This is a genomic window from Butyricimonas hominis (genome assembly GCF_014287455.1).
In the GTDB taxonomy this organism is placed as follows: Bacteria; Bacteroidota; Bacteroidia; order Bacteroidales; family Marinifilaceae; genus Butyricimonas; species Butyricimonas muris.
In genome coordinates this window covers 270,020-291,722 of sequence record NZ_JACOOH010000005.1, presented here as the reverse complement: position 1 = coordinate 291,722, position 21,703 = coordinate 270,020, and the positions used below count along the sequence as shown (strand labels likewise).

Below are 21,703 nucleotides of genomic sequence, written 5' to 3'. Positions count from 1 at the left end.
CATGTTTAACATTCAGACACAATCACACCAAACCACCCCACGGGCGGGCATTAAAACACCGCCACACACCCGATATGCCAGCCTTCCCCTAAATAAAGTATTGACTCAAGGTAGAATCCCCACCGTCTTCGGAAAGAATTTAGTTACCCTCCGCCTTCGGAAAACCCTTGTAATCCCTCCATCTAAAATCTAAAATTCAAAATTTAAAATCTAATTCAGGCAATCTTGTTGAAAATCCGGATTACTTTATCTAACTTAGGAGCAACCAAAAAACACAATTATGACTCTAAAAGAAGTTGCCGTATTACTTAACGCCCGGATAATCCACGAAAACGGTCATCTCGACAAGGTTATCCGCCACGCCTTCGCTGCCGACCTGATGAGCGACGTACTTCGTTTGGACACCAGCGAAATGCTGCTTATCACGGGACTTGCCAACCTGCAAGTCATCCGGACGGCGGAAATGTCAGATATCTGCTTTGTTCTGTTCGTTCGGGGAAAACAAGCCTCCCCCGACATGATAGACTTGGCAAAAGAATGTAACATTGCCATATTACAATGCAAACAAAGCATGTTCAAGGTATGCGGCGAATTGTACAAGGCCGGGCTGGAACCCATTTATTAAAACAACAAACATGGAATTTAGCTACAACATCGAAGGAGGAAACTTTTCCCGAGCCGGATCTGCTTCCAGCGAAGTAAAAAAAATACTCAAACAACTGAATGTCAATCCATCGGTACTAAAACGTATCGTTGTGGCACTCTACGAGGCTGAAGTGAACGTCGTCGCCCACGCTTACGAGGGCACGATGCAGGTAACCATCGCCCCAACCGTGATCACCGTCGTTATCAACGACCGGGGACCCGGCATACCGGACATCGAATTAGCCATGCAGGAAGGTTATTCCACGGCTTCCCCGGAAGTCCGGGAAATGGGCTTCGGCGCGGGGATGGGACTCCCGAACATACAAAAGAATTGCGACCGGTTAAGCATAGAATCAAAAGTAAACGAGGGAACGAAAGTGACCATGACAACGTATTTCAATTGAAAATGAAAAATTGAAAATTGAAAATGAAAAAACTCCTCCGTCAGCTTCGCTGACACCTCCTCTATAAACAGAGGAGGAGCTGGTGAATCTTGCCAAAGACGGTAATAGAAATTAAGAATGTAGAATGAAGCGTTGGTAGGTGGGGAGAAATCAATCTAAAATCTAAAATCGTTAAATCTAAAATTAAAAAGATGGAACCGTTTTACCACGCCTTGAAAGTAGCCCCGACCGCCTGTATCGGATGCACGCATTGCATGAGTCTATGCCCGACTCAAGCGATACGCATTCAAGACGGTTTGGCCACGATAAACAAAAACGCCTGTGTTGACTGCGGCATGTGCCTCAAGTCCTGCCCCAGACACGCGATATACGTGGAGCAAGACGATTTCAACCAAATATTCAACTTCAAACACAGGATTATTCTCCTGCCCACCGTGCTTTTCGGGCAATTCTCCGAAGAGATCACCGAGCAACAAATCTTCGCGGAACTCCACTCGATGGGATTCACGCAAGTCATTGAAGTGGCTCAAGCGTCGGGAATCCTAACAAAAGCGATGCGCAACTACATGCAGAAAAACTCGCACGACAGACCGTTCATCTCGGCATTCTGCCCCGCGGTCGTGCGCTTAATACAAGTACGTTTCCCCTCGCTGATAGACCATATCATCCCGCTCAAACAAGCCATGGATCTGGGAGCCATTTTTGTACGGAAAAAATACATCGACCAAGGTATTTCACCCGAAGACGTGGGTATCTTTTACGTGACTCCCTGCGCGGCAAAAATTGCCGCCGTGAAAAGTCCCGTGGGAGATGACGAATCGAATATCGACGGGGTTATCAATCTCGATTTCATATACAACAAAATACAAATGGGACTCACGCAACACCGGGACCAACCCGTCAATCCCGTTTCGGAACAAACTTACTTGTCCCCGGAGTCCATCGCATGGGCATTAACCGAAGGGGAAGCATCCAAATTTGAAGGACGCTGCCTCGCTATCGACGAGATTCACAACGTGATAGACATCCTCGAGAAACTGGAAAACGATGAATTGACCGATATCGACTTTCTGGAATTGAGGGCGTGCGACCACTCCTGCGCGGGAGGTGCTCTGGCGGTCAACAATCGCTTCCTGACCATCGAGCGTCTGCGCAAGCGCATGGAAACCAGCGAAAAGGTCAATCGCACCACTTCCGACGACATCCAACAATACGAGTCATACCTCTTCAAGGAGGGACAACTAAGCGGAGAAATCCCGCCGCGCTCCATCGAGCAACTGGACGAAAACATGCTCGTTGCCATGGAAAAAATGCAAAAACTCAATCGCATCATGGGAGTCCTGCCCCAGATAGATTGCGGTGCTTGCGGCGCCCCGTCGTGCCAAACTCTTGCCCGCGATGTCGTGCAATGCAAGGCAAAACTCAACCAATGCGTCTTCATGCAAAAGATACTTTGCGCGGAAGACCTCATGACGCCCGACGAATCTCTCGAACTATCCGAGAAAACGTGGGGCATCAAACGATTTGAAAAATAAAAGAAACATACATAAACCCAAACAAACAAACAATAGCATTATGACAGTACAAGACATTATCTCGCGTTTAAATCTTACCGTTTGCTCGGGCAAAGAAGGATTGCAAAGAGAAATCAAAGGAGGTTACACGTCCGACCTGCTAAGCGACGTCATGGGACACGCGCAAGAAGGTGACGTGTGGATCACACTCCAAACACACAAGAACGTGATGGCTATCGCCTCGTTGAAAGAGATTGCCGCGATCATTCTCGTGAAAGGCCATGTGCCCGAAGAGGACACCCTCGCCGAAAGCGAGAACGAGAACATCCCGATTCTCTCCACCCCGTTACAGGCGTTCGAGATCACGGGACAACTTTATAAATTATTACACCCGTAATACCGCCCGTCATGGAAATCCGTGCCGACTTGCATATTCACACCATACTTTCACCTTGCGGGGATCTGGAAATGAGCCCCGCGAATATCATCGGCATGGCTTTGAGGAAAGGTATTTCACTCATCGGGATATCCGACCACAACTCCACCCGGCAAGCCCCGCTCATTCAAGAATTGGGAGAAAAACAGGGGCTTCGGGTGCTTTGCGGCACGGAAATCAACTCCATCGAAGAGGTGCACGCCCTCGCCTACTTCCCGACTCTGGAAAGACTCGCGGAATTTCAAACTTATCTGGATCATCACCTGCCGGACATAAAGAACAATTCCGACAAATTCGGCTATCAAGTAGTAGTCGATGCCGAGGAACAAATCACCTACGAGGAAGAACGTCTACTGATTTCAGCGCTGGATGTAGACCTCAACACCATAGAACGGGTAGTCCACTCCTTGGACGGCATCTTCATCCCGGCACACATCGACAAATCGCGTTTCAGCATCCTCTCGCAACTGGGATTTGTCCCCAAAGACCTGCGCTACGAGGCTCTGGAACTTAGCTTTCGCGTCACACCGGAAGAATTTATCCGGCAAAATGCCTATTTGTCCGGCAACCCGTTTATTCGCTCTTCCGACGCCCATTACGTGGACGACATCGGGAAAGTAACCACCACGCTTTCGCTACCCGATCTATCATTCGATTCCATCCGGAATGCCATACTGAATTTAAAATACAACATCAAGTAAAAAACGGGTGTACACGCTCCTCTAATAAGAATTTATCGCTATCTTCGCTCGTCAAATCAAGAAATATGAGCAAAAAACTCCAAATACATAATAGTACTGCCGAATTTCTTATCTTTCAATTAGAAAGCAAGGAAGAAGGAATCGAAGTATTATATCAAGATGAAACTCTTTGGCTCACGCAGGATGCTATAGCACTCCTATTTGATAAAGGTCGTTCAACAATAGCCGAGCACCTGCAAAATATTTTTCAAAGTCAAGAGTTGCAAGAAGACTCAGTTTGTCGGAAATTCCGACGAACTGCCACAGATGGCAAAGACTATGCTACCAAGTATTATAATTTGGACGCGGTAATATCAATCGGCTATCGCACAAACTCGGTACGAGCCACTCAATTCCGTCAGTGGTGTACATATGTACTTCGTCAATTTGCCATTCGAGGCTACGTGATTGACAAAAAGCGGATGGAGAACGGTACATTCATCAACGAGGACTATTTCGAGCATTTGCTTGCCGAAATTAGGGAAATTCGATTAAGCGAACGCCGTTTCTATCAAAAACTGACTGATATATACGCTACAAGCATTGATTACAACCGAGATGCACCGACAACACGAATGTTCTTTAAAAAAGTGCAGAACAAGATGCACTACGCTATTCATGGACATACTGCTGCAGAACTAATAGTTGAGCGAGCCAATGCAGAAAAAGAGCACATGGGACTTACCACATGGGAAAAGGCGCCTGACGGTAAGATTGTAAGAACGGATGTGGCTATTGCCAAGAACTACCTTAAAGCGGATGAATTAGAGTCGATGGGACGCATCGTCAACGCTTTCCTTGATTTGGCTGAAGATAGAGCAAAACGGCATATTCCCATGACTATGGAGGATTGGTCTACTAGAATAGATAAATTTTTGGATAGTGATGACCGCCCGATATTGACTGATACAGGAAAAATATCGGCAGAACAAGCCAAACTATATGCAGAAAGTGAGTTTGAAAAATACCGTATCATTCAAGACCGATTATTTCAATCCGATTTTGATAAATACAATACAGATAATCTGCTTGATTTTAATTGTGAAGAAAAATAATAATGAGGAGATAATTAAAGTTTGAAGAATTACTTCACCTTTATAGGTTAAATAAAGACAATTTTGAAATACCGAGATTATGTTCGTAGAATCCATGACCGCTGAAGAAATCATCAAGGAAACCAGACGGGACCTTGCGCTCCTTGAAAACTACAAGGAAAAAATATACCAACTCCACCGCCGGGATTTCCTTTTGGCTAAAAAATATCCCGTGACATTCCAGCATGAATGGGTATCGCCCGCCACACGCAACAAATGGCGCGTCACGATCACTTGTCACAGCAAAAAGACACGGGAAGCCCCCGAAATATACCACTACTCCCCTTACGTGACATCCCGGGGAGTCGGCGTCATTTTTCCTTTTTACGATCTGGATACCGAAGACTGGGCATTCAGCAGATTCACCGGACATTTTTTCAGCCGCTACCGCAACCGTTATTTGATACCCAACAATCTATGCACGCCCGGTATGGATGTCATTGATTATTTCATCAAAGATAACATATCCTTTTCTTTATCTGAAAAAAAGAAAGAAGACAATAGCTTCACTTGTTGCCTGAAAGACGGTATCGCTCTTGGTATTTTTGACTCGATTCTCACGGTTTTCCGCACGTTCGTATCACACGATATGCTCTTTAGAATACAGAAACGCTCCCTGCAATCCAGTATCGAGTATCAAAAAACACTGGACGATTTCCTCACGAACAAACTTCCCAATTCCTACAAGCAATACTGCCTGCAAGGACGAGTAGGACGGGTTGCAGGTCCCGAACCTATACCCCATCTATCCTTGGACGACGTGAAAGACCTCCTGAAAGATAAACCCAAAATACCGTTGTTCTCTCCACTCACGGGAAAAATCGAGTTCGAGGACTAAGGAAAGGGTTTATAAAGTCCGCGGATATCACGGTGCTTCATTCACGGCAGCAAAGCTGCCAAAGAAACAGTACACGTGCAGGTTTTCCCGTGTTCTTTTCCCCGTGCATCCCTAGGGATATTCTAAGGTACCTTAGATTGCAATTAATTGATTATTACATTATTATCACACTATTATTCTATTAACATATGATAACAATAGAATGACAAGGAGTGTAACCACTGGGAATCAATAGGATATACATGGGGAAAACTTTATTGTACGCGAACTTTTTTATAGTCGCCTTCGGCGAGTTGCAGGTTACAGGTTGCATTTGCCTTCTGCAAATTACAGGTTGCTTTTCTTGCGTTGTAGACTGTATTCAATATTCACAATCCGCTTAAGCGTAACACCCTCTCAATATGAACTTAAACCCCTCAAAAAACATCTCAAAAAACGAACGTTTAATACGTCGTTTTTTATTCCCGAAGTCGAAGAGCAGGCTATATCGCTATGTATATTGATATTTAATTTCTTAAAATCAAACCTGCTTTCTTTACATATTGGATTTATTGCCTATATTTGTACTCTAATTAAACGTTCATTTTTTGAATGTTCAAAACAAACCGAATGAACAGTAATAACGATAGAGTTGAAACATCAAAAAGCAAAACGATACTCGTTGCCGAGGACAACGAGAGTAATTTTCTTTTGGTCTTCACGGTGCTAAAAAAAGACTACTCTATCATCCGGGCACATAACGGCGTGGAAGCCATTGACAAATTCAAATCAGAAAGCCCGGATATTATTCTGATGGATATCAAAATGCCCGAAATGGACGGACTGACCGCCACCAGAAAAATCCGGGAATACGACACCCGAATCCCGATCATTGCCCTTAGCGCTTTCGCTTTTGAAACCGACAAACAAGAAGCCATATCAGCCGGATGTAATGATTATATCACGAAACCCGTGGACTTCAATTTACTGAGAGCAACACTTAAACGACACCAGACGGAATAATTATACCCCGCCATTCATATCATTGTTTTCCAACGCAAAGCTAAAAACATTCAGGGCACAACAATTAAGGAATAAATTCTTCATTAGAAGCAATCTATATTATTACAAGTTAAGGATAAAATGCTTGTTTCTATTAATAATTTAATTATATTTGAAGCGATTTTTCTCGCGATTGAAACTAAACGAGAGAAAAAAAGAAAAATTTATAAGAGCGTGCGAATCTTATTCAAGAAAAAAAGTGTAAATTAACAGGTGTGGAATGCAAACGTTATCGGACCATATCCTAGATATCGCCCAGAATTCAATACGAGCCAATGCCTCTCGTGTCGAAATCAGCTTGCAAGAGAAACCAAGTACGGATTCTCTTGTATTCACCATTCATGATAACGGACGCGGGATGGACGAAACCACGCTGGCAAAAGTAACCGACCCTTTTTTCACGAGCAGAACGGTACGCAAAGTGGGACTCGGCATACCCTTGTTGAAACAAAATGCCGAAGCAACGGGAGGGACACTGAAAATAGAATCAAAGGAAGGAGTGGGCACGACACTGGAAGCCAGTTTCTCTCTCTCGCACTGGGATCGTCCGCCAATGGGCGACGTGGCAGGTTCTATCGTGATACTTGTCTCGGCAAACCCCGACATTGAATTTATCTACCGTCACATCACGGAGAAAGGAGATTACACTTTTGACACGGAAGAAGTAAAAGAAATCATGGAAGGAGTACCCATTAACGATCCTGAAATCGTTATGGCTCTGCGCCAGATGATACGGGAAAATATAAAAGAAATAACACAAACAACATAAGACAAAATAACCTTAATCATTTAATAATGGAAAAAATTAAATCACTTGCAGACCTCAAACGTATTAAGGAAAACGTGCAGACGAAGATCGACCTTCGCGAGAAGAGCGAACAGGTAGAGAACTTGGTTCAGATAAAAGTAGCCATGGCAACTTGCGGTATCGCCGCGGGTAGTAAGGAAACCATGAATTATTTCATCGAGAACCTCGAGAAGAACGGGATCACTGCCGTTGTCACCCAAACGGGATGCATGGGATACTGCTATGCGGAACCGACAGTTGAGATCACCAAGCCGGGAAAAGACCCGATCGTTTTCGGTCACGTTACCACGGAAAGAGCGGAAGAAATCATTCAAAAGTATTTAAAGAATGACGAGCTGGTGGCTGACATCATTCCGGTTAATTTTGATACAATCAGAGACAGATAAAACAACTAATCAAAAACCCGAATATCTATGAGTTATAAAATGCATGTCCTCGTTTGTGGTGGAACGGGATGTAGAGCATCTGCCAGCCAACAGATCATTACCCGGCTGGAAGAAAGTTTAAGAGAGAAAAACTTGGACGACGAAGTTCAAGTGATCGCTACCGGTTGTTTCGGTTTCTGCGAGAAAGGACCGATCGTGAAAATCATGCCGGACAACACTTTCTACGTTCAAGTGAAACCGGAGGACGCAGAGGAGATCGTGAACGAACACGTGATCAAAGGAAGAAAAGTAGAGAGATTATTATACAAGGATCCGGAAAAGAAAGAAGCCGTGAGCGACTCCAAGCACATGGGATTCTACAAAAAACAACTCCGGATTGCTTTACGCAACTGCGGATTCATCAATCCCGAAAACATCGAGGAATACATCGCGCGTGACGGGTACTCCGCCCTCGCGAAATGTATCACCGAACTGAAACCGGAAGAGGTAATCCAAGAAATCAAACTGTCCGGCTTGCGCGGTCGCGGCGGCGGCGGTTTCCCGACAGGATTGAAATGGGAATTTGCCAGCAAATACCCGGCTGACCAAAAATACGTGGTTTGTAACGCCGACGAGGGTGACCCGGGTGCTTTCATGGACCGTTCCATCATGGAAGGTGACCCCCACTCCGTTATCGAGGCAATGGCCATCTGCGGGTACAGTATCGGGGCTACCAAAGGTTTGGTATACATCCGCGCCGAATACCCGCTTGCTATCCAACGTTTGAAAATCGCTATCCAGCAAGCTAAAGAATACGGGCTGTTAGGAGAAAGTATCTTCGGTACCGATTTCTCCTTCGAAATAGAATTACGCTACGGCGCGGGGGCATTCGTGTGCGGGGAGGAAACCGCGTTAATCCACTCTATGGAAGGACACCGCGGGGAACCGACCATGAAACCGCCCTTCCCGGCTGAATCCGGTTATTTGAATCGCCCGACCAACATGAACAACGTGGAGACTTTGGCGAACATCCCGGCTATCATCATGAAGGGAGCCAACTGGTTCAACAAAATCGGAACGGAGCGTTCCAAGGGTACGAAAGTATTCGCCCTCGCCGGAAAAATCAACAACGTGGGACTTATCGAAGTACCCATGGGAACCACTTTGCGCGAAGTGATCTACGAGATCGGCGGCGGTATAAAGAACGGCAAGAAATTCAAAGCCGTACAAACAGGGGGGCCTTCCGGCGGTTGCTTGACCGAGAAACACCTTGACGTGCCGATTGATTTCGACAACTTGCTGGCTTCCGGCTCCATGATGGGATCAGGTGGTATGATCGTCATGGACGAAGACGACTGTATGGTATCCGTGTCCAAATTCTACCTTGAATTCACGGTAGAGGAATCCTGCGGGAAATGTACGCCCTGCCGTGTAGGAAACAAACGCCTTCACGAGATACTGGATAAAATAACCCAAGGCAAAGGCACGATGGAAGATATCGACACGCTGAAAAACCTCAGCCGCGTGATCAAGGATACAGCCCTTTGCGGGTTGGGACAAACATCCCCGAACCCGGTACTGTCTACCCTTGATAATTTCTACGACGAATATCTGGCACACATCAAAGACAAGAAATGCCCGGCAGGACAATGTAAGGCATTATTGATGTACCATATCGATCCGGAACTGTGTATCGGTTGCGGGTTGTGCGCGCGCAATTGTCCCGTTGACGCTATCGTGGGAGAACGGAAAGAAGTGCATTTCATCAACACGGCAAAATGTATCAAGTGTGGTGCTTGTATGGAGAAATGCAAGTTCAAAGCAGTTAGCACGAGATAATTGAAAATTGAGAATTAAAAATTGAAAATTGCTTAGGCAACCTGCTAAGCTAAGGAGATTTTAAAGATGGAAAATAATATAACACTAAAAATAGATAACCGAGAAATCAGCGTTCCCAAGGGAACCACGATTCTTGAGGCAGCCCGGGAACTGGGTATCGACATCCCCACCCTTTGCTACATGAACCTGAAAGATTTGTGCATCAAGAACGCCCCGGCATCTTGCCGTATCTGCGTGGTCGAGGTGGAAGGCAGAAAAAATCTTGCCCCCTCTTGCGCCACCCGGTGCGAGAACAATATGGTGGTACGTACCAACACCATGCGCGTGTTGAACGCCCGTAGAACCGTACTCGAACTGATGCTGTCGGATCACCCGTCAGACTGTTTGGTCTGCGCCAAATCAGGCAATTGCGAATTACAGGACACGGCCATCAAATTAGGTATCCGTGAAATTCCGTTCGCCGGCGAGAAATCAGAATTCAAAGTGGATTTGTCACCCTCCATCCGCAGGGATGCAACCAAATGTATCTACTGCCGCCGTTGCGAAATGATGTGCAACGACGTGCAGACAGTCGGTGCGTTAGGCGCCGTGAACCGCGGGTTCGCCTCCGTGGTAATGCCCGCGTTCGATGACGCGTTGATAGACTCGGAATGTACATTCTGCGGCCAGTGCGTTGCCGTGTGCCCGGTAGGTGCCTTGACCGAATTGTCACACACCAATCGCCTGATCAACGATCTGGCTAACCCGGACAAAACCGTAATCGTGCAAACGGCTCCCGCCGTTCGTGCCGCCTTGGGTGAAGAGTTCGGTTTGGCAGCCGGAACATCCGTTACCGGAAAAATGGTCGCCGCTTTACGCAAACTGGGCTTTGCCAAAGTATTCGACACCGACTTTGCTGCCGACTTGACCATCATGGAAGAAGGAACCGAATTGTTGGGACGTCTGAACGCGTTCCTGAATGGCGACAAAGAAGTGAAATTACCGATAATCACGTCATGCTGCCCGGGTTGGGTGAACTTCTTCGAGAAACAATTCCCCGATTTGCTGGACAGACCGTCAAGCGCACGTTCCCCGCAACAAATGTTCGGGGCGATAGCCAAAACTTACTGGGCTGAAAAAATGGGTATCAAACGCGAGAACTTGATCGTGGTATCCGTGATGCCTTGCCTCGCGAAGAAATTCGAGAGCGAGCGTGACGAGTTCAAGACAGACGGTGACCCGGATGTAAATTACTCCATCTCCACGCGCGAATTGGCAGCCTTAATCAAAGAAACGAACATCAACTTCATGCAGCTGGAAGACGAAGACTTCGACGCGCCGTTAGGTGAATCCACGGGAGCCGCTGTTATCTTCGGCGCCTCGGGTGGCGTGATGGAAGCCGCCCTGCGTACCGCTTACGAAATCCAAACGGGTAAAACGTTGGAGAACGTGAACTTCGAAGGCGTGCGGGGTATCGAGAACTTGAAGGAAGCAATCATCGACGTGGACGGATTCGAATTGAAAGTCGCCGTGGCTCACAGCTTGGGCACAGCACGCAAATTGATGAATGACCTGCGCGCGGGTAAATCACCGTACCACGCGATCGAAGTGATGGCTTGCCCCGGCGGATGTATCGGTGGTGGCGGTCAACCGTTCCATCACGGGGATTCTGCCCGTATCATGGCCCGTTCCAAAGCTCTTTACACGGAAGACTCGGAAAAAAGCTTCAGAAAGTCGCACCAGAACCCGTACATCATCTCGTTGTACGAAGAATTCTTGGGCAAACCCATGAGCGAGAGAGCACACCATTTATTGCACACGTGCTATTTCAACAGAGGAAAAGAGATTATTGAACAATAATTATTCGGAAATATCATTATGACACAAATATCATTAGCAAAGTGCAAAGTTGACCAGCTGGTAAAACTGTGTGAAGAGTTCGGAAACCAAGAGGGCGAATTGATCAACGTCTTGCACAAAGCGCAGGAACTGGTCGGTTACCTTCCCAGAGAAGTACAGGAAGTTATCGCGCGTCAACTAAATATACCCGTTTCAAAAGTGTACGGGGTCGTGACCTTCTATTCTTTCTTCACCATGACTCCGAAAGGGGAACACCCGATTTCCGTGTGCATGGGAACAGCCTGCTACGTGCGGGGCGCGGAGAAAGTACTGGATGAATTCAAACGAGTTCTGAAAATCAACGTCGGGGAAACTACCGCCGACGGGAAATTCTCTCTCACCAGTTTACGCTGCGTGGGAGCTTGCGGACTTGCCCCGGTTGTATTGATCGGAGAAAAAGTGTACGGTCGGGTAACTCCCGGAGAAGTCGAGAAAATTCTAAAAGAATTTGAATAAAGTAAAGGGGCGGTCAGTGTGATCGCCCCTTTATTATTTTTATACAGTTTATTAATTTTAGATTGAACGATTTTAGATTTTAGATTGAACTCCTCCGTCAGCTTTGCTGCCACCTCCTCTATAAACAGAGGAGGAACTAAAATACAGTCTTGAACGCTAGAGAAGCAACTTGCCGAAGGCAAATGCAACCTGTAACCTGCAACTCGCCGAAGGCGACTAAACCGTGGTAAAATCACTTTAACGGTAACGAGAAGCAAAAATCAGATCCCGCACCGGGTTTCGATGTAAACCAGAGTTGCCCGTTATTTTTAGCCACAAAGTCCTTGCATAACAACAAGCCTAAACCAGAACCTTCTTCGCTATTCGTTCCGAACGTGGTAAAATGAGTTGCCTCGTTCAACAATTTCGGCTGATCTTCCTCTTTTATCCCGCATCCTTTGTCTGACACGATCACTATGACCTCGTTCAGCCCGTTTCTCTCGTCCATTCTTGTCTCAACACGTGTTGTAACTGTCGTATCCTTATGACTGAACTTTATAGCATTAGAAATCAAATTACGCACGACCGATTTAATCATCTCTACATCCACCACGACCTCGACACTCTCGATTGAACGTTCTAATGCCAAAGCGATTGACTTACTTTCGGCGATCGGTTTAAACACCTCGATCACGCCGTCAACAAGCCCCACGAGGTCGATCGGCTGAGGTACATTCGACAACTTGCCCAACTGACTCTTCGTCCATTTCAAAAGATTATCCAGCAACGAGAACACTTCCTCGGAAGTCTTATTCGCCATTTCCAGCATCTCGAATACATCTTGGGGAACCGAGCCCGGTTCGATGCTCATCATGATGGTATTACACAACATCTTTATCGATGCCATAGGCGACCGCAAATCATGAGCGATAACCGAATAGAGTTTATCCCGTCCGGCAATAGTCTTTCTCAACTCTTCCGTCTGTCTCAGAATAATACGCCGGGCATCCACCAAAGAAAGCTGGTGCTCCACACGAATCAGTAATTCCTCCCTGCGGAACGGTTTGGAAATAAAATCATTCGCGCCCAGTTGGAAACCCTTCACAACGCTGGCGGAATCATTCAAAGCGGTTAAAAATATAATCGGTATCTCGGCTTGTGACGGTTCCACCTTCAAGCGTCCCGCTACCTCGAACCCGTCCATGTCCGGCATCATGACATCCAATAAAACCAAATCCGGGGACTCACTCTTCACCTTCTCCAAAGCCTCCGTCCCGTTCATGGCGTAAATAATATTAAACCCCTCACGTCCAAGCAATGCTTTCAATAATAAAACATTTGACTGAACATCATCCACAACCAATATTTTATATTCAGCTGGATTTATCTTCATACACATCATATTTTAAATAACGCACGTAATTACAGCCACAAATGTACAAACTATAATTCATTTTTATGGCATCTTTCCGACGATAGTTTTTAACTTTCCACCTCTTGTTACCCGTGTCATGGCATCACATTTTCCCTCGTTCGAAATATAAAACGAATGAATATTCAAAAAAATAAGTTTTTAATACATAAAACTAGCAAAAACTGCTCTATGTCGTAGTAATGTTGTATATTTGTATTATCAAAAAGAGAGAGCGTTTGTTATGAGTAAGAGTATTTTAATTGTTGATGATAAGCCTGAAATAGCGAAAGTTATCACAATACAATTATCCAAAGACTATGATGTGCACTCGGAAAGCAATCCGATAGAAGCACTAGCATGGATGCACGCCGGGAATATTCCGGATCTGATTATTTCCGATGTCAATATGCCGGAAATGGACGGAAAGACATTCCTGAAACACCTGAAAGCCAGTTCCATGTTCAACTTTATCCCGGTCATTATCTTATCCAGTCTGGAGAGTAGTAACGATCGGATCGAGTTACTGGAAGCAGGGGCTTCTGATTTCGTGCTAAAGCCTTTTAATCCGCAGGAATTAAAAATCAGAGTCCGGAATTTATTGAGATAACAGCATGTATGCCTATTATATCGGGGAAAATCCGGATTGGATAAAAAGAATATCCGAGAATCTGGAAAATGAGATTACTGTTTTCAGTAACCCCATTAAAACGATATTGTTTATAAACAAACAAGACAGGCACGAAGATTCCCCCGTGTACATCTTCATCGAATCCCGGAACAAAGAACAAGACCTCCAATGGTTGGAAGCCACGGTAAGCAACAACGTGAAAGATGTATACATACTTCTTCTCACGGATAAAGTCGTGAAAGAATACATCCCGCAATATTTGCAGGCGGGAGCGAATGAAGTCATCGATATCAATTCTTCGGCAGAAGATATCCAAACCACGTTGGCTTTTCTCCCGAAACTTAAACTTTACCAAACGGCAAAAAAGAACAGTTGTCCCCGCAGATTCAAACTTCCTCTATGGAAACGGATTTTTGACATCACGTTCTCGACCATCGCGCTCCTGTGCCTCTCCCCGTTCCTGCTCCTGACCGCTCTCGCGATACGGTTGGAAAGTAAAGGCCCTATCGTTTACAAATCCAAAAGAGTGGGGAGTAATTACGATATATTCGACTTCTTAAAATTCCGTTCCATGTACATGGATGCGGACAAACGACTGAAAGAATTTCAAGCTTTAAATCAATACCGGGAAGAATCCGCGGAAGAACAGCCAAACACTCAAAATATTACCGCAACGAACGATACCACACTCTTGGTTGCCGATGATTTTATCACGACCGAACAAGAGTTGTTAAAGAATCGCCGTACACAACGGAAAAACGCCTTCGTGAAATTCGAGAACGACCCGCGTATCACCAGAGTCGGACGCTTTATCCGGAAATACAGTATCGATGAACTCCCGCAATTAATCAACATCCTGAAAGGAGATATGTCTATCGTGGGAAATCGTCCCCTCCCCCTGTACGAGGCGGAATTACTAACCACGGACGAATACATCGAACGCTTTATGGCTCCCGCCGGGTTAACCGGTTTGTGGCAAGTCGAAAAACGAGGCGACCAAGGAGCCTTATCCGCCGAAGAACGAAAACAATTGGATATAAAATATGCCCGGGACTTTTCGTTCTGGACTGACATAAATATTATTTGCAGAACATGCACGGCGTTTGTGCAGAAAGAGAATGTGTAATTAACAACGTTTTAGCAAAATGGACACGAAATATATTATCATCGGTTGTCTTTTATTTTTAAACCTTGTTTGCTTGGGACAAAACAGGCAAACAACGGACTCTGTGCCAAATCCCACAAGATTCATCCCACAGACATTAACAACCAATGAATTTATCAATTATCAACTACTACCCCTAGATTCCCTATTCGAAAGTGCTAAAACAAATCCTCGCCTAAAAGCCATAGAGGCTTCCATTGAAGCTGCCCGTTATGATTTAAAAGCAGGTAAACGAGATTGGTGGCAATATTTCTCCGTCCACGCCGGATATAATTATGGTATCCTAGGAACTTACACGGATCAAGAAACACAGTACACACCATTAACCACTGTTTATTCCGGAGCAACTCAAAGTAGCTGGTCAGTCAGTGCAAATATCAGCATACCCTTCGATAAACTATTTACTCATCGAATAAGCGTGAAGAAGCAAAAAGAAATCGTGAAAAACGTCGAATACACACAACAGATTGCCTTCGACGAGATCAAAAATGAAATTATAGAATTGTATTGCACGATTCAATACCAACTCAAATTACTAAAATTAGCAACAGAAACAATAACCTTATATAACGCAGAATACCAATCAGTTCAACTCGACTACATTAATAATAAAAATAAGACGAATCGATTACTGAGCGATATAAAAAGTTCGCAAAAAGACGCTAAAACTGAATATGAAAAAATTATCAGTGAACTGAATATTCTGTTTTTAAAATTAGAACTAATTACCAACATAAACCTAAGAAATAGATAATTACAATGAAATATATTACTTATTTTATTAAATTCTTTTATCGTATTCGATACTGGCTAATATTTGCTCCTCTTATTGTAGCAATATTAGTATACTGGCAAGGTCGTAACACGTCACATAATTACACCGCCAATTGTTCCATCTACACGGGCATTATCACCGGAGTAAACATTCTTTCGGAGAGTGGAATAACAACCACCTCTTATACTCAAGGAAGCATGATGGACAATTTGCTGAATATCATTACAGCCGACCAAACCCTAAAGCAAGTATCACTACGCTTGTACGCCCGTATTATGGTATATGGAGATCCTAACAGAGATAACATATATACCAAAGCTTCCAGCTATCGAATTTTGTATGATCACGGAATCCCCATTCATGATTTAATAAACAAAAGTTCAGAGAATGATTCCATCAACGAGCAGCGTACATACGAGAATTTACTTGCATACGAAACAAACGATCCATCAAATTATGTCTATGGAATATATCAATGGAACCTTCCTTACGTAAATCGTGCTTCTTTACAGAAAATAGATGTCAGGCGAGTAGGAGCGAGCGATGTAATCGAAGTGAGTTACACGACAGATGATCCCGGTATAGCTTATCAAACCATCCTCATATTAATAGATGAATTTAACAAACAATACCAAGAATTACGTTTTGGAGAAACGAATAACGTGATCGCTTATTTTCAAGACGAATTGAAGCGGATCGGGAATGAACTTGCAAATTCTGAAGATTCCCTTACTCTTTATCGAGTTAAAAATCAGGTTATTAATTACGAAGATGAAACAAAGCATGTTGCAGCCTTAAACAGAGATTATGAATTACAATATTGGCAATCACTAAATAATTACAATGTATCCGACAGTATTAAAAGAGAGTTGGAAAAAAGAATGTTCTTAAATGCAGAAATCATAAAAAACAACAATTCCTTTATTCTTTATAACAATATAATCAGTGAAATTAATGAAAAGCTTGCAATAGCAACATATTACTCCCAACAATCAGTTCCTCAAAGCGTAATTGATTCACTTCATTACGAGTTAGATAAAAATAAAAAGGCTTTATCAGACGCACTCCAAAAAATAGGTTACCTCAAATACAGTAAGGAAGGTATATCCAATGAAAATGTCATTGACGAATGGCTAAAACAAGTCATTGCTTTCAAAAAAGCGGAAGCAGAATTGAATGTATTAAGTAGAAGAAAAACACATATGGCTCAAAAATATATTCATTTTGCCCCAATAGGTTCAACTCTAACCCGGAAAGAACGCTTGGTCGATATCAATGAAAGAAGGTATATGGCAATTCTGGACGCCCTAAACACAGCCTTGTTAAAACAAAAAAGTATACAAATGAACTCGGCAAGCCTAAAAGTAATGAATGCCCCCTATTACCCGTTAGTTCCATCGACTATCAGCAAACATAAATTATTGACCATCGGAGCTTATATTGCCGCATTAATATTCACGATTTTCTTTTTTCTGATTATAGAAATTCTGGATCACACAATACATAATGCATTCAAAGCATACCAGCTAACAGGCTCTCGATTATTAGGGGCGTTCACCCGTCCTCTCTCTTTCTCGGGCAGAAGATATAATAAAGTCTACACGACGATTTCCGCTCAAACGTTGTGTAACTCTGCCGTAACTTACTTCAAGCCGGATCAGAGTAATATCATAAACTTGATCAGTAACGAACCGGGTGAAGGGAAAAGTTATATCATGGAACAAATCTCTCAACAATTTACCGAAAGAGGATTTGATGTTACTCAATTATCATGGCAAAACGAATTCAACGCAGATGCTCAAGCTTTTATTCAATCTTTTAACCTAGAAGATTTGGATACAGACGAAAAATCCAATTTAAAAGATAAAATCATTATCGTGGAATATCCTTCATTAAGAGATGCCGCATTAACCGCCAACATCTTACAAAACGTAAGCTTGAATTTACAAATTGTAGATGCCAGACGCATATGGAAAAATACGGACCAAAACATATTTGAAAGAACAAGAAAAATGAGTGGTGCTACTCCTCTATTCATGGTATTAAATTACACGAAGCGAGATGCAGCAGAGGATGTCAACGGATTGATGCCTCCCTACACTTTTTTGCGCAAACTGGTTTATCGGATTGTACAATTAGGTTTGACTGCAAATGATAAAACGTACGAGCAAAAGATCAAACATTAAGCGATGCTTAAAAATGGCTCATCTTATATAAAAGCGACCATTTTCATTATTGGTCTATGTGCTATATATTTATTGACACTAAAGGGAGGGATAGTTCCATCCCTTCTTTTCGCTTGTTTACCGTTAATAGTTATTGCTACCGCAAAATTTGGACAGAAACAATATTATTTCTACGCTTTTTTCATTGTGAATTACGTGATTACAGGTATCAGTCGATATATTCCGATGAAAATCGGAGTGCTCATGTTCGCCTTATCAATAGGTATTCTGGTTATATTTTTCTTGAAAAGTATTTTTCAAACATACGATTGGAAACGAGGTTTCAATTTATTGACTGTTGTCTGGTTTATATGGTTCCTTTATTGCTTGTTAGAATTATTCAATCCGTTAGCAGTTAGCGAAGCTTGGTTGATTTCCATAAACGGATATGCCATTTTCGCTCTGATAAGTGCTATTATTATTCCGGTCATATTTCCCCGGTTCAAAGATTTTCACTGGCTTTTGATTTTATGGGCTATCCTATCCATTTTAGCAGCTATGAAAGGATACTGGCAGAAAAACCGCGGTTTCGATGCCGCAGAACTCCATTGGCTGTTTGTCGAGGATGGTGCTAGGACCCACTTGATTTATTCCGGTATTCGCTTCTTCTCGTTTTTTTCAGATGCTGCAAACTTTGGCATTACCATGGGACTCTCTATGACTGTTTTCGGCATTTCTGGTTTTTTCATGAAAACACGATGGGTAAAATTACTATTCTGGGGAGCAGCCGGAGCCTCTTGTTACGGATTACTGATATCCGGGACACGAAGTGCAGTAGTGATCCCGTTAGCCGGATTATGTGCATACACGGTATTATGCAAAAATATTAAATATTTGATCTTATCCGGAGGTCTGCTTATTGTCATATTATTCATATTAACCCAAACAAGAATAGGTGATAGTAATCCTCTAATTTGGCGAGTTCGTTCTACTTTTGATAAAGAAGATGCTTCTTTTAAAGTACGGGAAATTAACAAAGAAAAAATGAAACCCTTAATGAGAGACAAACCTTTTGGTATCGGTTTAGGACTAAGCGGAGGACGTATGGAGCGTTTCGACATAGATAGTAAATTGTCAAAATTACCGCCGGATTCATTACTTACCATGTACTGGATAGAAACGGGAATTGTCGGCATCTCACTCTATCTTTCGCTATTAGTAATCATTTTTATACGAGCCTCATATATCGCCATGTTTATCGTTAAAGACAAACAACTGAGAAACATTTTATTCTCAATCATTGCAGGACTTGCCGGAGTATTTGTAGCAGCTTACGCGAATGATATCACAACCTATCCCAATGGAATCCTCATCAATATTTTATTTGTATTCCTGTTTGTTGCACCCTATTATGATAAAGAATTAGCCGAGCATGAAGCAACAGCCTGATATATCCATTGTTACTATTAATTACAACGGTCTACAAGAGACAGAGCAATTAATAGAATCCCTACAACAAAACCCTCAAAAATGTTCGTACGAGGTCATTGTCGTGGATAATGGGTCAGTACAGAATGAGGCAAAAATATTGCAGGCAAAATACCCATACATTCAGAGCATCCGCAGTGAACGGAATCTAGGCTTTTCTGGGGGTAACAATTTAGGTATTTGTGTTGCAAAAGGAAAATGTATCTTCCTGCTGAATAACGATACGCTTGTATCTGACGATAGTTTGGTCTATTTATATGAAACACTGATGAGTTCATCAGACATCGGAGCCGTAAGTCCGAAAATCAAATTTGCCTTTCCGCCCCGGAACATACAATTCGCGGGATTCACCCCGTTAAGCAAATATACATTACGCAACCGGGCTATCGGTTATAATGAACCGGATAAAGGTCAATTTGACGTTCCGAAAGCAACCCATTTTCTTCATGGAGCAGCCATGATAGTAAAACGTGAAGTAATAGAAAACATCGGATTGATGCCGGAAATCTATTTCCTTTACTATGAAGAAATGGATTGGTGTACCCGGATGCGGAATCACGGGTATCAACTCCGGTATGAACCCCGTTGCACGATATACCACAAAGAAAGTTGCAGCACGGGAAAAGACAGTCCGTTAAAGACCTACTATCTCACCCGCAATCGTCTGTTATACACGTGGCGAAACCGACACGGGAGAACATTGTTTATTTCGTTAATCTATCAGCTTCTAATTGCTGATTTCAAAAATATTGTCGTAAATTTGCTACATGCAAAATCGGCACAAGCAAGAGCTATTTTTGAAGGGTGTGTAGACTTTTTTCGTTTAAAACATAAAAGGGAATAATATGAATATTCAGGAAATCTTATATCTATTCGAATATATATGTTGGATTTTGGCAAGCATTGCCGTGGCGTATCCGTTAATATATTCTCTTGCTTCTCTGGGGACAAGAAAATCATATTACCCACAAGCAAAGAAACAACATCGATTTGCCATACTTTTTCCCGCCTACAAAGAAGACCGGATAATCGTATCCGTCGTGGAATCTTTTCTAAAACAGAACTACCCGCGGGAACTTTATGACGTGGTTGTTATATCCGACCACATGCAAGAGGCAACCAATGACCGTTTATCACAACTCCCGATCACCTTACTAAAGGCAGACTATCCCGAAAGTTCCAAGGCGAAAGCGCTTAATTTTGCCATGAATCACTTCCGACAGGACGAATTTGATATTGTCGTGATTCTGGATGCAGACAATGTTGTCGATACAAATTTCTTACAAGAAATAAACAAAGTCTTTGATGCCGGGATACAAGCCATTCAGGCACACAGGACAGCTAAAAACCGCAACACGGAAATTGCCGTGTTGGATGGCCTCAGTGAAGAAGTGAATAATTCCATCTTCCGTCGCGGACATGTAAGATTAGGAGTTTCCTCTGCCCTCATCGGTTCCGGAATGGCTTTCAATTACCAATGGTTCCATGACAATGTCAAATATCTATCTACCGCGGGCGAGGATAAAGAGTTGGAAATTCTACTACTTAAACAAAGAATTTTTATAGAATACTTGGACGAGGTATACGTGTATGACGAGAAAACTCAAGGAGAAAAAGGCTTCTACAATCAGCGCCGCCGCTGGTTGGCTACCCAATTCGCCCAGTGGGGACGTGTTTTCAAGGATCTTCCGAAAGCTATTATCACCGGAAATATCGATTATAGCGATAAATTGATTCAATGGATGCTCCCCCCTCGCCTAATTTTGTTTGGTGGAATTATCGTGATGGGATGCGTTATGCAAATTGTAGATTGGCCGCTTGCACTGAAATGGTGGGGATTGTTTCTCGTCATGGGCATCACGCTATGCCTCGCCATACCGGATAAACTCGTTGATGAGCAATTCAAAAAATCAATCAACAAACTCCCCCTGTTATTTATCATGATGGTAGCTAATTTATTCCGGATGAAAGGCATGAATAAAAAGTTTGTCACCACCGAAAAAAACGGTTCTTCCACCCTATAATATTATG

At 43.4% G+C, this 21,703-nt stretch carries 21 protein-coding genes; 20 read left to right on the top strand and 1 reads right to left on the bottom strand.

The genetic code is table 11. From position 1 onward, the window contains the following. Positions 1 to 280 precede the first annotated feature (280 nt). The 13 genes from H8S64_RS12705 (at position 281) to nuoE (ending at position 12,058) form a co-directional block, all read left to right on the top strand. On the top strand, positions 281 to 625 hold the full coding sequence (locus H8S64_RS12705; RefSeq protein ID WP_099293512.1) for a DRTGG domain-containing protein: 345 nt from the start codon (positions 281 to 283) through the stop codon (positions 623 to 625). Positions 626 to 635: 10 nt separating this feature from the next. After that, entirely contained in the window at positions 636 to 1,049 is a 414-nt protein-coding gene (locus tag H8S64_RS12700; protein ID WP_099293514.1) for an ATP-binding protein, read from the top strand. A gap of 191 nt (positions 1,050 to 1,240) precedes the next feature. Then, on the top strand, positions 1,241 to 2,584 hold the full coding sequence (locus H8S64_RS12695; protein ID WP_186976370.1) for a [Fe-Fe] hydrogenase large subunit C-terminal domain-containing protein: 1,344 nt from the start codon (positions 1,241 to 1,243) through the stop codon (positions 2,582 to 2,584). 40 nt (positions 2,585 to 2,624) lie between these two features. Continuing rightward, positions 2,625 to 2,960 (top strand): DRTGG domain-containing protein, encoded by a 336-nt coding sequence (locus tag H8S64_RS12690; protein WP_099293518.1) that lies wholly within the window; start codon positions 2,625 to 2,627, stop codon positions 2,958 to 2,960. A gap of 11 nt (positions 2,961 to 2,971) precedes the next feature. Then, complete coding sequence (locus tag H8S64_RS12685) at positions 2,972 to 3,700, top strand: PHP domain-containing protein (RefSeq protein ID WP_186976368.1); 729 nt, start codon at positions 2,972 to 2,974, stop codon at positions 3,698 to 3,700. A 65-nt stretch (positions 3,701 to 3,765) separates the two neighbouring features. Then, the gene (locus H8S64_RS12680; protein ID WP_186976366.1) at positions 3,766 to 4,794 is read left to right on the top strand and encodes a virulence RhuM family protein; all 1,029 of its coding nucleotides are present in this window, start codon (positions 3,766 to 3,768) and stop codon (positions 4,792 to 4,794) included. A gap of 79 nt (positions 4,795 to 4,873) precedes the next feature. Next, on the top strand, positions 4,874 to 5,671 hold the full coding sequence (locus H8S64_RS12675) for a hypothetical protein (protein ID WP_099293524.1): 798 nt from the start codon (positions 4,874 to 4,876) through the stop codon (positions 5,669 to 5,671). Between the two features lie 609 nt (positions 5,672 to 6,280). Beyond that, the gene (locus H8S64_RS12670; protein WP_227215845.1) at positions 6,281 to 6,673 is read left to right on the top strand and encodes a response regulator; all 393 of its coding nucleotides are present in this window, start codon (positions 6,281 to 6,283) and stop codon (positions 6,671 to 6,673) included. Positions 6,674 to 6,932: 259 nt separating this feature from the next. Further along, positions 6,933 to 7,481: an ATP-binding protein gene (locus H8S64_RS12665; protein WP_099293528.1), complete on the top strand. Its 549-nt coding sequence runs from the start codon at positions 6,933 to 6,935 to the stop codon at positions 7,479 to 7,481. Positions 7,482 to 7,507: 26 nt separating this feature from the next. Continuing rightward, positions 7,508 to 7,906 (top strand): (2Fe-2S) ferredoxin domain-containing protein, encoded by a 399-nt coding sequence (locus tag H8S64_RS12660; protein WP_186976364.1) that lies wholly within the window; start codon positions 7,508 to 7,510, stop codon positions 7,904 to 7,906. 27 nt (positions 7,907 to 7,933) lie between these two features. Further along, positions 7,934 to 9,724 carry an NADH-quinone oxidoreductase subunit NuoF gene (locus H8S64_RS12655; protein ID WP_186976363.1) on the top strand — a complete coding sequence of 597 codons (1,791 nt, stop codon included), beginning with the start codon at positions 7,934 to 7,936 and terminating at the stop codon, positions 9,722 to 9,724. A 66-nt stretch (positions 9,725 to 9,790) separates the two neighbouring features. After that, positions 9,791 to 11,563, top strand: coding sequence for an NADH-dependent [FeFe] hydrogenase, group A6 (locus H8S64_RS12650; RefSeq protein ID WP_186976362.1), 1,773 nt, complete (start codon positions 9,791 to 9,793; stop codon positions 11,561 to 11,563). An 18-nt stretch (positions 11,564 to 11,581) separates the two neighbouring features. Further along, complete coding sequence (gene nuoE / locus H8S64_RS12645) at positions 11,582 to 12,058, top strand: NADH-quinone oxidoreductase subunit NuoE (RefSeq protein WP_099293548.1); 477 nt, start codon at positions 11,582 to 11,584, stop codon at positions 12,056 to 12,058. A gap of 232 nt (positions 12,059 to 12,290) precedes the next feature. Here the strand turns inward: nuoE and H8S64_RS12640 are convergent, their stop codons facing one another. Further along, positions 12,291 to 13,436, bottom strand: a complete 1,146-nt coding sequence (locus H8S64_RS12640) for a hybrid sensor histidine kinase/response regulator (RefSeq protein ID WP_099294679.1) — start codon at positions 13,434 to 13,436, stop codon at positions 12,291 to 12,293. Positions 13,437 to 13,692: 256 nt separating this feature from the next. Here H8S64_RS12640 and H8S64_RS12635 point away from each other — a divergent pair, with 256 nt between their 5' ends. From H8S64_RS12635 to H8S64_RS12605, 7 genes are read left to right on the top strand one after another with little or no spacing between them, the layout of a single operon-like run. After that, a complete protein-coding gene (locus H8S64_RS12635; protein WP_099293550.1) occupies positions 13,693 to 14,058 on the top strand; it encodes a response regulator transcription factor in 366 nt (121 codons plus the stop codon). 4 nt (positions 14,059 to 14,062) lie between these two features. Further along, complete coding sequence (locus H8S64_RS12630; RefSeq protein WP_186976361.1) at positions 14,063 to 15,205, top strand: sugar transferase; 1,143 nt, start codon at positions 14,063 to 14,065, stop codon at positions 15,203 to 15,205. Between the two features lie 19 nt (positions 15,206 to 15,224). Then, entirely contained in the window at positions 15,225 to 15,998 is a 774-nt protein-coding gene (locus H8S64_RS12625) for a TolC family protein (protein ID WP_186976360.1), read from the top strand. Between the two features lie 5 nt (positions 15,999 to 16,003). Next, positions 16,004 to 18,205, top strand: coding sequence for a GumC domain-containing protein (locus tag H8S64_RS12620; RefSeq protein WP_186976359.1), 2,202 nt, complete (start codon positions 16,004 to 16,006; stop codon positions 18,203 to 18,205). Between the two features lie 3 nt (positions 18,206 to 18,208). Further along, a complete protein-coding gene (locus tag H8S64_RS12615) occupies positions 18,209 to 19,633 on the top strand; it encodes an O-antigen ligase family protein (RefSeq protein WP_186976358.1) in 1,425 nt (474 codons plus the stop codon). Continuing rightward, a complete protein-coding gene (locus H8S64_RS12610) occupies positions 19,617 to 20,516 on the top strand; it encodes a glycosyltransferase family 2 protein (protein ID WP_186976357.1) in 900 nt (299 codons plus the stop codon). The genes H8S64_RS12615 and H8S64_RS12610 overlap by 17 nt, the downstream gene beginning before the upstream one ends. A gap of 1 nt (position 20,517) precedes the next feature. Further along, complete coding sequence (locus H8S64_RS12605) at positions 20,518 to 21,696, top strand: glycosyltransferase family 2 protein (protein WP_186976356.1); 1,179 nt, start codon at positions 20,518 to 20,520, stop codon at positions 21,694 to 21,696. The last annotated feature ends 7 nt before the right edge of the window (positions 21,697 to 21,703 follow it).